The organism is Kitasatospora sp. NPDC096128 (assembly GCF_040303105.1).
Classification (GTDB): Bacteria; Actinomycetota; Actinomycetes; order Streptomycetales; family Streptomycetaceae; genus Kitasatospora.
On the sequence record NZ_JBEOSP010000028.1, the window covers coordinates 38,677 to 50,369 of the forward strand.

Below are 11,693 nucleotides of genomic sequence, written 5' to 3' on the forward strand. Positions count from 1 at the left end.
GCCGCCCGCCGACGTTGCCGAGGACCGCACCGATGAGAGAAGCCACCAGCCCCGACGGTCGGCCGCGCCGCCGCCCCGCGCCGCGCACCGTCGCCCTGACCGCGGCCGCCGTCCTGCTGGCGCTGGTCGCCGCGCCGGTCGGCATCGCCCGGGCCCTGGGCGCGCACCAGGCGCTCACCGCACTCGCGGTGGGCGCCGTCGCGGTGCTCTGGCTGATCGCGGTCGGCCTCGCTGCGGGCGGCGCCGAGCGCGCCCGCCGACTGGCCGAGGACCTGGCCGCCCAGCACGAGGAGACCCGGGCCGTGCTGGTCGCCGCCGGCACCGCCCGGCAGGCCGAGACGGCCGCCCAGGACCGGGCCGCCGCCGCGCTCGGCGAACGGGACGCCGCCCGGGCCGAGCTGGCCCGGGTCGAGGCGGACGTCACCGCCGCGCACGCCGAGCTGGCCCGGCTGCGGGCCGAACTCGACACCGAGCGGGCCGCGGCCGGAGCGGAGCGGGAGCGGGCCGCCGCCGAGCGGGCCGAGCTGGAGCGGATCCCCGAGGGCGTGCTGCCCGAGGTGGTGAAGAAGCTGCGCGGGGGCGCGTCCGTGGACAGCGCGCTGGCCGCCCACCGCAAGCACCCCCAGTACGCGCTGCTGCGCGCCGTCGGCGAGGAGGTCGGCCGGGGCGAGCGGCTGCGGGCCGCCGCGCTCGCGGTCTGCGCGACCGCCGCCGGGCGGGTCCAGGCGCTGGCCACGAGCATGCACGCCGAACTGCGCGAGATGCAGCACCGGCACGACGAGGAGGTCCTCGGCGACCTGCTGCGGCTGGACCACTCGACCGCCCAGGCGGGGCGGATGGCGGACAGCATCGCGGTGCTCACCGGCGCCCGCTCCGGCCGCCGCTGGGCCAAGCCGATCGCGGTGGAGTCGGTGCTGCGCGGCGCGCTCGGCCGGATCGGCGCCTACCAGCGGGTGCGGCTGCACAACGCCAGCACCGCCGCGGTGGCCGGCTTCGCGGCCGAGGGCGTGATGCACGCGCTGGCCGAACTGCTGGACAACGCCACCAACTTCTCCGCCCCGCCGGCCGAGGTGCACGTCTACGTCGAGGAGGTGCCGGCCGGCCTGGCGGTCACCGTCGAGGACAGCGGGCTGGGCCTGAGCGACAGTTGGCTGCGCCGAGCCGAACGCGCCGTCTCCACCGAGCCGTTGGACCTCGCCACGCTCTCCGCCGGCACCCGGCTGGGTCTCGCGGTGGTCGGCGTGCTGGCGCGCAAGCACGGGCTGCAGATCTCCTTCCGGCCGTCGGCGCGCGGCGGCACCGGGGTGGTGATGCTGATCCCCCAGCAGGTGGTCACCCACCCGGCTCCGGCGCCCGTCCCGGCCGCCGCGCCCGTGACGACTGCCGCGCCCGTGACGACTGCCGCGCCCGCGGTGGAGTCCGTGCGCCCCGCGCTCACCCCCGCCCGCCCGGCGCCCGCCTCGCTGCCGCCCGCGCCGGTCCCGGCGTCGACTGCCGCCGCCGTCCCGGTACCTGCCGCTCCCGCACCTGCCGACTCCACCCAGACCCCGTCCGGGCCCGCCCGGATGACCGACAGCGGCCTGCCGCAGCGCCGCCGCGGCCAGACGCTGGCCACCACCACCCCGGCGGCGGCTCCGGCCGCGAAGCCCGTACCGACCGACGCGGCGGGTGCCGCCGCCCGGTTCGGGGCGTTCCGTAGGGCGGCCCAGCCGGCGCTGCCCGCCCCCGGGGCGGTGCCGACCACGGACACCGACACCGACAGCACGCCCGACCCTTCCCCCGTCACTGAGAAGGACTCCCGATGAGCAGCGCCCCCGACCGCGACCTCGACTGGCTGCTGGAAAACCTGCTGGCAGCGACCCCCGGCACCCGGCACGCCCTGGTGCTGTCCGCCGACGGCCTCAAGCTCTGCCACACCGCGGGGTTGAGCGCCGACCAGGCCGACCAGCTGTCCGCGATCGCCTCCGGGCTGCAGAGCCTGGCGCACGGCGCCTCGATCGAGTTCGGGGACGGCAGCGGCGGCGTGCGGCAGTCGATGACCGAGTTCCACGGCGGCATCCTGTGCATCGTGGCGGCCGGCGAGGGCGCGCACCTCGCGGTGGTCACGGACGACGACGCGGACGTGGGCGTGGTCGGCCACAACATGCACGGCCTGATCGAGCAGATCGGCATCCACCTCAGCGCGCCCGCCCGGGAGGCGGACGCGGAGTCCGGCGGGGCCGCCGAGCGCGAGAGCGCCGGGATATGAACGCCGGGCCCGTGCTGCCGGGCCGGGACGATGACCCGGACCGCCTCTACACCATCACCGGGGGTCGCAGCCGCGCTCCGGAGAACGCCTTCGACCTGGTCACCCTGATCGTCGCGGAGCGGCAGCCGGCGCCGGGGATGCAGTCGGAGCACGTCCGGATCCTGCGGATGTGCGAGGCCCCGACCGCCGTGGTGGAGGTGGCGGCGGAGCTGTCGCTGCCGATCTCGGTGGTGAGGATCCTGCTCGGCGACCTGCTGGAGTCCGGGGCGGTCACCGCCCGGCACCCCAGGTTCGCGCCGAACAAGGCCCGGCTGCCCGATCTCGACACGTTGAAGCAGGTGCTGCATGGCCTCCAACGGCTCTGACCTCTCCGCCTCCACCGCCCTCCAGGACGTCCGGCCCGCGGGCCGCACCCCGCTGCGGGCGACCGCCGACAACGCGCTGAAGATCGTCGTGGTCGGCGGGTTCGGGGTGGGCAAGACCACCCTGGTCGGCTCGGTCAGCGAGATCCGGCCGCTGAACACGGAGGAGGTGATGACCCGGGCGGGGGAGGGCATCGACCCGGCCGGCAGCTGGGGCAAGCGCTCCACCACGGTCGCCTTCGACTTCGGCCGGATCACCCTGTCCGAGCGTCAGGTGCTGTACCTGTTCGGCGCGCCCGGGCAGGAGCGCTTCTGGTTCCTGTGGGACCGGCTGTTCAGCGGCGCCCTGGGCGCGGTCGTGCTGGTGGACACCCGGCGGCTGGAGGAGTCCTGGTACGCGATCGACCGGCTGGAGCACCACGGCACCCCGTTCATCGTGGCCCGCAACAACTTCGGCGAACCCGGCCACACCCTGGAGCAGGTCCGGGAGGCGCTGGACCTGCCGCCGGAGGTCCCGCTGGTGGACTGCGACGCCCGTGACCGGGAGTCCGGCAAGCGGGTGCTGATCGAGCTGGTCCACCACCTGGCGACCCTCGCCGGGGCCGACGCGGCCGCACTGGCCGAACCCGGTACGCCGGTCGGGCCCGCCGCGGTCGGCGAGTTCGGTATGCCGGTCGGGCCCGCTGCGGCCGCCGCCCCCGGAGCCCCCGACGCGATCAACGAGGAGAGCACCCCGTGACCGAGCCCGCCGTCACCCCGCCCCCGGGCTGCCCGGCGCACGCCGCCGCCACGCCGCTGTACGGGCCGCGCTTCCAGACCGACCCGGCTCAGCTCTACCGCGAACTGCGCGCCGCGCACGGCCCGGTCGCCCCGGTCGAGCTGGCCGGCGGCGTGCCCGCCTGGCTGGTCATCGGCTACCGGGAGCTGCAGCAGGTCACCGGCCAGCCGCAGCTGTTCGGCCGGGACTCCAGCCGCTGGCACGCCTGGGAGACGCTGCCCGCGGACTGGCCGCTGAAGCCGATGATGGCCCCAGTGCCGTCGATCCTGTACGCCGAGGGCGAGGAGCACGTCCGCCGGTCCCGGGCGGTCACCGACGCGCTGGCCGGGATCGACCCGTACGAGCTGCGCAAGCACGCCGAGGAGATCGCCGACGGGCTGATCGACGAGTTCGCCGGGCGCGGAGAGGCCGACCTGGTCGCCGAGTACGCGCACCGGATGCCGTTGCTGGTGCTCTGCCGGGTCCTCGGCCTGGACGAGGAGCAGGCGCCGCAGCTGATCACGGCGCTGCTGGCCATGCTGGACGGCGGTGCGGACGCCCCGGCGGGCGCCCAGCGGCTGCTGGAGCTGATGCTCGCGCTGGTGCGGGAGAAGGCCGAGCACCCGGGTGCGGACGTGGCCTCGCGGATGCTGGAGCACCCGGCGGGGCTGACCCACGACGAGGTGATGCGCGACCTGCGGGTGCTGCTGATCGCCGGTCACCAGCCCAGTTCGTACTGGATCTCCAACGCGCTGCGGCTGATGCTCACCGACGAGCGCTTCGCAGCCTCGCTGGCCGGTGGCCGGCGCAGCATCAGCCAGGCGCTCAACGAGGCGCTCTGGGAGGACACCCCGACCCAGATCTTCGCCGGCCGCTGGGCGGTCCGGGACACCCAGCTCGGCGGCCAGCGGATCGCCGAGGGCGACATGCTGCTGCTGGGCTTCGCCGGGGCCAACGCGGACCCGTCGGTGCGTCAGCCCGACGGCCGTCCGGCCGAGGGGAACCGGGCGCACATGAGCTACTCGTACGGCGAGCACGGCTGCCCGTTCCCGGCCCAGGAGGCGGCCGAAGTGATCGCCACCACCGCGATCGAGGTGCTGCTGGACCGGCTGCCGGACCTGCGGCTGGCGGTGGCCGAGCATGCGCTGGTGTGGCGGCCCTCGGCCTGGGTGCGCGGTCTGGTGGCGCTGCCGGTCTCGTTCAGCCCGGGTTACTGAGCCCGGGGCGCTCCGCCCGGGGCACCGGGACCTCCCCCCGGGGGGCTGGGCCGGGGAGCCTTGCGGATCTTGGTCGGGCCAGCCAGGATCCACGGGACGTGCACAACCGTTCGAAGACCCTCTACGTCACTACGTCAAGGAGAGTTGCCGCCGATGACCGCTGCCCCGGCCCCGGCCCCGATCGCCCTCGACCCGCTGGCCCGCGACAACGCCGCCGAGGGTGCCCTGCTGCGGGCCGCCGGTCCGGCGGTGCCGGTGGTGCTGCCCGGCGGGGTCGCCGCGTGGGCGGTGACCCGGCACGCGGCCGCGCGTGACCTGCTGACCGACGCCCGGCTGGTGAAGGACGCCCGGCACTGGGCCGCCTACCAGCGCGGCGAGGTGCCGAAGACCTGGCCGCTGATCGGCCTGGCGGTGCCCGGCCCGAGCATGGTGACCACGGACGGCGCCGAGCACCGCCGGCTGCGGGCGCTGGTCGCCCAGGCCTTCACCCCGCGCCGGGTCGAGCTGATGCGCCCGCGGGTGGAGGAGATCACCCACGCGCTGCTGGACGCCCTGGCGGCCGGGGAGCCGCTGGTCGACCTCAAGTCGTCCTTCGCCTTCCCGCTGCCGATGACGGTGATCTGCTCGCTGCTGGGCGTCCCGGAGTCGGACCACGGCCTGCTACGCGACCTGTACGAGCGGTTCTTCGGCGTCAAGCCCGACCCGGAGGGCATCCAGGCGACCGTCGCCGGGCTGAACGCCTTCGTCAACGGCCTGGTCGCGCAGCGCCGTTCGGCGCCGGGCGAGGACCTGGCGAGCGTGCTGCTGGCGGCGGACACCGAGGGCGGGGCGCTCACCGACGCGGAGGCGGCGGCCACCCTGCGGGTGATCATCGCGGCCGGCCACGAGACCACCGTCAACCTGATCGGCAACGCGGTGCGGGCGCTGCTGGCGCACCCGGACCAGCTGGAGCTGGTGCGCGCGGGCAAGGTGTCCTGGGACGCGGTGGTCGAGGAGTCGCTCCGCTGGACGCCGCCGACCAGCAACTTCCTGTTCCGCTTCGCCGCCGAGTCCATCGAGGTCGGCGAGGTGGTGATCCCGGCGGGCGACCCGGTGCTGGTCTCGTACAACGCGATCGGCCGGGACCCGTTGCAGCACGGGGTGACGGCGGAGCTGTTCGACATCACCCGGGATCCGACCCGGCACCTGTCCTTCGGCCACGGCCCGCACGTCTGCCCGGGCTCGCCGCTGGCCCGGCTGGAGGCGGCGGTCGCGCTGCCGGCACTGTTCGAGCGCTTCCCCGGGCTGTCACTGACGGTGCCGGACGGCGAGCTGCGGCCGAGCCCGTCGCTGGTGGTGAACAGCCTGTTGGAGCTGCCCGTCCGGCTCTGGTGACGTCGGGCCCTGGTGACGTCGGGCCCTGGCGATGTCGGGCCCTGGTGACGTCGGGCCCGCCCCGCCCCGCCCCGCCCGGTCTCCGGGCGGGGCGGTGGCGTCCGGTGCGCGCGGTCGGCGGTTTCGGAGGTCACGGTCCGGGCAACGGTGTGGGGGAAGGTCGACCAACGACCTTGGCGGCGGCGGAAGGCTGCGTTAACGTCGTCGAATCGGTTCGGTCGCCCGCTCGCCCTGCGATCCCTGCACGCCCATCTCCGGTACAGCGCAATGTCGTTCAGCCCACCCTAGGCAGCACGCCCTGGCGAGGAGGACCGCATTGACCATCAATCCGAACGCGCCGTCCGCGAGTTACCGCCGTCCACTGGTGGCCGTACCCGCCCTGCTGGCGGCCTTGGTCCTGACCGCGGCCTGCTCGAACAGCTCCGGTGGTTCGGGTGACGGCGGGGCGGCCCGGACGCTGACCGGCGACTGCGCCAAGTACCAGCCGTACGCTGGACATTCGGGCACCACGGTGACGATGTTCGCCTCGATCCTCAGCCCGGAGTCGGACAACCTGGAGAAGTCCTGGGCCGAGTTCAGCTCGTGTACCGGGATCAAGATCAGCTACGAGGGGTCCAACGACTTCGAGTCCCAGCTGCCGGTCCGGGTGGCCGGCGGCAACGCCCCGGACTTCGCGATCATCCCGCAGCCGGGCCTGCTGGCGCAGATGGTGAAGAGCGGCAAGGTGGTCAAGCCGCCCGCCCAGACCGTCGCCAACCAGGACAAGTGGAGCCCGGTCTGGAAGACCTACGGCTCGGTCGACGGCACCTTCTACGCGGCCCCGATGAGCGCCAACATGAAGTCCCTGGTCTGGTACTCGCCGAAGGCCTTTACAGCGGCCGGCTACGAGGTGCCGAAGACCTGGACCGACCTCATGGCGCTCAGCGACCGGATCGCCAAGGCGGGCGGCCCCAAGCCCTGGTGCGGCGGTATCGCCTCCGGCACGGCCACCGGCTGGCCGGCCACCGACTGGCTGGAGGAGGTGGTACTGGGCACGTACGGCGGTGACGTCTACGACCAGTGGGTCGGCCACCAGGTGAAGTTCTCCGACGAGAAGATCACCACGGCGATGAAGACCGTCGCCGACTGGATGCAGAACCCGGCCTGGGTCAACGGCGGTTACGGCGACGTCAAGTCGATCGCCACCACCACCTTCCAGGACGCGGGCGCGCCGATCCTGACCGGCAAGTGCGCGATGCTCCAGCAGGCCTCCTTCTATGAGGCGCAGTGGCCCAAGGGCACCAAGGTCGCCCCGGACGGCGACGTCTTCGCCTTCCACCTGCCCGCCGTCAATTCGGCGATCCCCAACCCGGTCGAGGGCGGCGGCGAGTTCCTGGCCGCCTTCTCCGGCAAGCCCGAGGCGCAGGCGGTGCAGAACTACCTGTCCAGCTCGGACTGGGCGAGCAGCCGGGTGAAGACCGCGACCGGCTGGGTCTCGGCCAACCAGGGCGTGGACAAGAGCCTTTACACCGACCCGATCGACAAGCTCTCCGCGGAGGCGCTGACCGACCCGAGTGCGACCTTCCGCTTCGACGCCTCCGACATGATGCCGGCGGCCGTCGGCTCCGGGCAGGAGTGGAAGTCGCTGACCGCCTGGTTCGCCGAGGGGCAGTCGGTCCAGAAGGTCGCCGCCGACATCGACGCCGCCTGGCCGAGGTAGTCCGACCGTCCGGGCGTCCGGGACCACCCGCCGAGGGCGGTGCGGGGCCACCCACCCGCACCGCCCGCTCCTCTCCCTCCCCCTCCCTCTCTTTCCCTCACCCGCTTCCCCTTCCCGATGGACGAACCGAAGGGATGTGCAGCCATGCCCGTATCCGGCTCCCCGCCGGGCGCCGACTCGCTGGCCGTCGGCGCCTGGGGCGACGCGGCGATCAAGTTCGGCAACAGCTTCGGCGCGATCGCGGGCTTCCTCGGCATCCTGCTGGTGGTCTTCCTGGTGGCCGGGCGCGCCCGGGGCCGGCTGGCCCGCCCGCTGGCCGTCCTGGTCTTCCTCGGCCCGGCGGTGCTGCTGCTGGCGGTCGGCCTGGTGGCGCCGCTGATCCGTACGGTCTACCTGAGCCTGCACGACAGAGATGGCAACGCCTTCGTCGGCGGCGAGAACTTCGGCTGGGCGTTCACCACCGACTCGGTGCGGAAGGTGCTGGTCAACACCCTGCTGTGGCTGGTGGTCGCGCCGCTGGTGGCGACCGGCCTCGGCCTGCTGCTGGCGCTGCTGGTGGACCGGATGCGCGGTCAGTCGGTGTACAAGTCGCTGATCTTCATGCCGATGGCGATCTCGCTGGTCGGCGCCTCGATCATCTTCAAGTTCGTCTACGAGGCCCGCGGCAAGGACCAGCCGCAGATCGGCCTGCTCAGCCAGCTCGCCCACGCGGTGGGCTGGTCGGACCCGCCGAACTGGCTGCTCAGCCAGCCGCTGAACACCTTCCTGCTGATGGCGGTGATGGTCTGGGTGCAGACCGGGTTCGCGATGGTGGTGCTCTCGGCGGCGATCAAGGCGATCCCGGACGAGGTGGTGGAGGCCGCCCGGCTGGACGGCGCGACCGGGGTGCGGCTGTTCTGGCACGTCACGGTGCCGATGATCCGCACCACGGTGATGGTCGTCCTGACCACCGTCATGATCATCACACTGAAGGCCTTCGACATCGTCCGCACCATGACCGGCGGCAACTTCGGCACCCAGGTGCTGGCCAACGAGATGTACTCGCAGTCCTTCGCGCAGTTCGACGACGGGCGGGGCGGCGCCCTCGCCGTCCTGCTGTTCCTCGCGGTGCTGCCGCTGGTGGCCTACAACATCGTCCAGCTGCGGAGGGAGCGTGAGGTGCGGTGAGCACTCCTGAGGCGAAAGCCGTCAGCCGCCGTCCGGTCGTGGGGAACCCCGTGCGGAAGGCCTTCAGCAGCCCCTTGGCCTCGGTGTTCGTGATCGGGGTGACGGTGCTCTGGACGATCCCGACCCTCGGCCTGCTGGTCACCTCGCTGCGTCCCAAGCAGGACGTGACGAAGGACGGCTGGTGGAACGCCCTGCTCCACCCGGACTTCGGCCTCGGCAACTACCACGCGGTGCTGTTCGAGGGCGGCTCCGGCAGCTCCACCGGTCTGCTGCCCTTCCTGGTGAACTCGCTGGCGATCAGCATCCCGGCCACCCTCTTCCCGCTGGTGCTCGCGGCGATGGCGGCGTACGCGCTGGCCTGGGTGCGGTTCCGGGGGAGCGACGCGGTGTTCTTCACGGTGTTCGCGCTCCAGGTGGTGCCGCTCCAGATGGCGCTGATCCCGCTGCTGCGGCTGTTCTCCAGCGGTGCGCACCTGGGGTCGCTGACGCTGATCCCGGCGGTGGACCTCAAGGGCAGCTACGCGCCGGTCTGGCTGGCGCACACCATGTTCGCGATGCCGCTGGCGGTGTTCCTGCTGCACAACTTCATCGCCCAGCTGCCGCGCGACCTGATGGAGGCGGCGGTGGTCGACGGCGCCTCGCACTTCAAGATCTTCCGTTCGATCGTGCTGCCGCTGTGCGCCCCGGCGCTGGCCTCGTTCGCGATCTTCCAGTTCCTCTGGGTCTGGAACGACCTGCTGGTCGCGCTCACCTTCGCCGGAGGGACGCCGGAGGTGGCGCCGATGACGGTCCGGCTGGCGCAGCTGTCCGGGTCGCTCGGCGGGCGCTGGGAGCTGCTCACGGCGGGGGCGTTCCTGTCGATCATCGTGCCGTTGATCGTCTTCTTCGGCCTCCAGCGGTACTTCGTCCGCGGACTGCTGGCGGGGTCGGTCAAGGGGTAGGGCGGGCGGCTCCGGTGGTGAGCCGTGGTGTCAGTGGGCCGCGGGATCTCCCGCCAGTGGTCCCGGGGTCTTCTGAACGTGTTCAGAATCAGCTTTTGAACTTGTTCAGAATCGTCTACAGTCGGCGGCGGCAGGGGCGTCGAGAACGCCCGCCCCGCGGACCGTCCGGAGGACGGCTTCCGCATGCCCGCCGACCACCGAGGGGGACCCATGTCAGGCCCGACCATGCCTGCCCCGACCGATCCGCTGCCCGCCGCCGACCACGGCCTGTCGGTCGACGAGGGTGCGCGGGCCGCTCCGGACGCGCAGGCCGCCCCGGCCTCGCCGTTCGACATGTACCGGCCCGTCGGCCCAGGGCGCTCGCCCGGCACTCCCGCCCCCTCGCGCGGGGACCGGCTGCGCGGCACCGACCCCGAGCAGCGGGCGGCCGCCACCCCCGGGGTCCTGCTGTCCGCCCTGCTCACCGGCCTGCTGACGGCCTGGCTGCTGTACGGCGGAGTGGGTGCCAACCTGCTGATCTGCGGCGCCGCCACGGCCGTCGTCGCCGGCCTGGTCGCCCGTGCGGCCGGCCGCCGGATCCGGCCCTGGACGCTCGTCTGGAGCCTGCTGGCCCTCGCCCTCCTCGCCGTCCCGGCCCGCTGGGACGCGGGCTGGCCCGCGCTGCTCGCCTCCGGCTGCGCGGTGGGACTGGCCTCGCTCGCCCTGCACGGCGGCCGCCGCTGGCCGGGGGTGCTGTTCGCCCTGCCCGGCGTGCTCTGGCAGCTGATCCCGGGTGTGGGCTGGGTCTGGGACGGCCTGGAGGGCCGGCCGCTGCCCGGCGTCGGGCGGATCGTCCCGTTGCTCAAGGCGCTCGCGGTCGCCGCCGTCCTGGTGACCGTGTTCGGCCTGCTGTTCGCCGGTGCCGACGCCGCCATGGCGGACCTGCTGACCGGCCTGATCCCCAGCTTCGACGTCAACCAACTGCCGGTGCGCGGGACGCTGTTCGCCCTCGGGACGCTCACCGCGCTCGCCTTCGCGCACATCGCGGCCGGCCCGCGCCGCTGGGACCGGATGGTGGTCCGCCCGGGCCGCGAACGGCGGCGGCTGGAATGGGCGCTGCCGCTGGTCGCGCTCAACCTGATGTTCGGTGCCTTCGCGGTGATCCGGGCGGTCGTGGTGCTCGGCGGCGCGGACGCCGTGCTGGCCAACACCGGGATGAGTCGCTCCGCGTACGCCCGGCAGGGCTTCTGGCAGCTGAGCGTGATCACCGTGCTGACCCTGGTCGTGGTGGCCGTCGCCAAGCGCTGGGCCCCGCGCACCACGCCGGCCGACCGTCGGCTGGCCCGGATCCTGCTCGGACTGCTCTGCCTGCTCGCGCTGGTCGTGGTCGCCTCGGCGCTCGGCCGGATGTGGTTCTACGTGGACGCCTCCGGGCTCACCAGGCTGCGGCTGTGGGTGCTGGTGGTCGAGGTCTGGCTGGGCGCCGTCTTCCTGCTGCTGATCACCGCCGGGCTCACCCGCGGCAGCGGTTGGCTGCCCCGCGCCGTCGTCCTCAGCGGCATGCTCACCGTCGCGGTGTACGGCCTGATGGGACCGGACGCGATCGTCGCGGAGCAGAACGTCGTCCGGTTCGAGCGGTCGAACCAGATCGACCTGCGCAACGTCCGCGGCCTCTCGGCGGACGCGGTGCCCGCCCTGGACCGGCTCCCCGAGCCGCAGCGCTCCTGCGCGCTGCAGCTGATCCGGCGCGACCTGGACCAGGACACCCGGCCCTGGTACGCGACCGGCGGCTCGGTCGCCGGGGCGCGGCAGATCCTGGCGGAGCGGCCGCTGGTCGAGGGGCCGCTGTCCGGGCGCGGGGCCTGCGCGTGGGCCGGGCTGGAGCCCTGACGGGGCTGGTCGCCGCCGCGGACGGGCACGGAACGCCGCCGGGCCGACCAGGAGCAACA

The 11,693-nt window shown here is 73.7% G+C and carries 10 protein-coding genes; all 10 read left to right on the forward strand.

The features are described 5' to 3' along the window. Positions 1-32 precede the first annotated feature (32 nt). The 10 genes from ABTY61_RS27585 (at position 33) to ABTY61_RS27630 (ending at position 11,634) form a co-directional block, all read left to right on the forward strand. Positions 33-1,805 carry a sensor histidine kinase gene (locus tag ABTY61_RS27585; protein WP_350507782.1) on the forward strand — a complete coding sequence of 591 codons (1,773 nt, stop codon included), beginning with the start codon at positions 33-35 and terminating at the stop codon, positions 1,803-1,805. Beyond that, positions 1,802-2,248: a roadblock/LC7 domain-containing protein gene (locus tag ABTY61_RS27590; RefSeq protein WP_350507783.1), complete on the forward strand. Its 447-nt coding sequence runs from the start codon at positions 1,802-1,804 to the stop codon at positions 2,246-2,248. Before ABTY61_RS27585 ends, ABTY61_RS27590 begins: the two co-directional genes overlap by 4 nt. Continuing rightward, positions 2,245-2,613, forward strand: a complete 369-nt coding sequence (locus ABTY61_RS27595) for a DUF742 domain-containing protein (protein ID WP_350507784.1) — start codon at positions 2,245-2,247, stop codon at positions 2,611-2,613. The genes ABTY61_RS27590 and ABTY61_RS27595 overlap by 4 nt, the downstream gene beginning before the upstream one ends. Further along, positions 2,594-3,349 (forward strand): GTP-binding protein, encoded by a 756-nt coding sequence (locus tag ABTY61_RS27600; protein ID WP_350507785.1) that lies wholly within the window; start codon positions 2,594-2,596, stop codon positions 3,347-3,349. The genes ABTY61_RS27595 and ABTY61_RS27600 overlap by 20 nt, the downstream gene beginning before the upstream one ends. Then, positions 3,346-4,584 carry a cytochrome P450 gene (locus ABTY61_RS27605; protein ID WP_350507786.1) on the forward strand — a complete coding sequence of 413 codons (1,239 nt, stop codon included), beginning with the start codon at positions 3,346-3,348 and terminating at the stop codon, positions 4,582-4,584. The genes ABTY61_RS27600 and ABTY61_RS27605 overlap by 4 nt, the downstream gene beginning before the upstream one ends. Before the next feature lie 153 nt (positions 4,585-4,737). Next, entirely contained in the window at positions 4,738-5,958 is a 1,221-nt protein-coding gene (locus ABTY61_RS27610; protein WP_350507787.1) for a cytochrome P450 family protein, read from the forward strand. Between the two features lie 316 nt (positions 5,959-6,274). Further along, complete coding sequence (locus tag ABTY61_RS27615; RefSeq protein WP_350507788.1) at positions 6,275-7,657, forward strand: ABC transporter substrate-binding protein; 1,383 nt, start codon at positions 6,275-6,277, stop codon at positions 7,655-7,657. A gap of 144 nt (positions 7,658-7,801) precedes the next feature. Beyond that, a complete protein-coding gene (locus ABTY61_RS27620) occupies positions 7,802-8,824 on the forward strand; it encodes a carbohydrate ABC transporter permease (RefSeq protein ID WP_350507789.1) in 1,023 nt (340 codons plus the stop codon). Beyond that, positions 8,821-9,765: a carbohydrate ABC transporter permease gene (locus ABTY61_RS27625; RefSeq protein ID WP_350507790.1), complete on the forward strand. Its 945-nt coding sequence runs from the start codon at positions 8,821-8,823 to the stop codon at positions 9,763-9,765. The genes ABTY61_RS27620 and ABTY61_RS27625 overlap by 4 nt, the downstream gene beginning before the upstream one ends. Before the next feature lie 210 nt (positions 9,766-9,975). After that, complete coding sequence (locus ABTY61_RS27630) at positions 9,976-11,634, forward strand: DUF4153 domain-containing protein (protein ID WP_350507791.1); 1,659 nt, start codon at positions 9,976-9,978, stop codon at positions 11,632-11,634. Positions 11,635-11,693 lie beyond the last annotated feature (59 nt).

What these genes read in the sequence shown, in the direction of transcription:
- ABTY61_RS27595 (WP_350507784.1), top strand. Translation starts at nt 2,245, where the DNA reads ATGAACGCCGGGCCCGTGCTGCCGGGCCGGGACGATGACCCGGACCGC.
- ABTY61_RS27590 (WP_350507783.1), top strand. Translation starts at nt 1,802, where the DNA reads ATGAGCAGCGCCCCCGACCGCGACCTCGACTGGCTGCTGGAAAACCTG.
- ABTY61_RS27610 (WP_350507787.1), top strand. Translation starts at nt 4,738, where the DNA reads ATGACCGCTGCCCCGGCCCCGGCCCCGATCGCCCTCGACCCGCTGGCC.
- ABTY61_RS27600 (WP_350507785.1), top strand. Translation starts at nt 2,594, where the DNA reads ATGGCCTCCAACGGCTCTGACCTCTCCGCCTCCACCGCCCTCCAGGAC.
- ABTY61_RS27585 (WP_350507782.1), top strand. Translation starts at nt 33, where the DNA reads ATGAGAGAAGCCACCAGCCCCGACGGTCGGCCGCGCCGCCGCCCCGCG.
- ABTY61_RS27620 (WP_350507789.1), top strand. Translation starts at nt 7,802, where the DNA reads ATGCCCGTATCCGGCTCCCCGCCGGGCGCCGACTCGCTGGCCGTCGGC.
- ABTY61_RS27630 (WP_350507791.1), top strand. Translation starts at nt 9,976, where the DNA reads ATGTCAGGCCCGACCATGCCTGCCCCGACCGATCCGCTGCCCGCCGCC.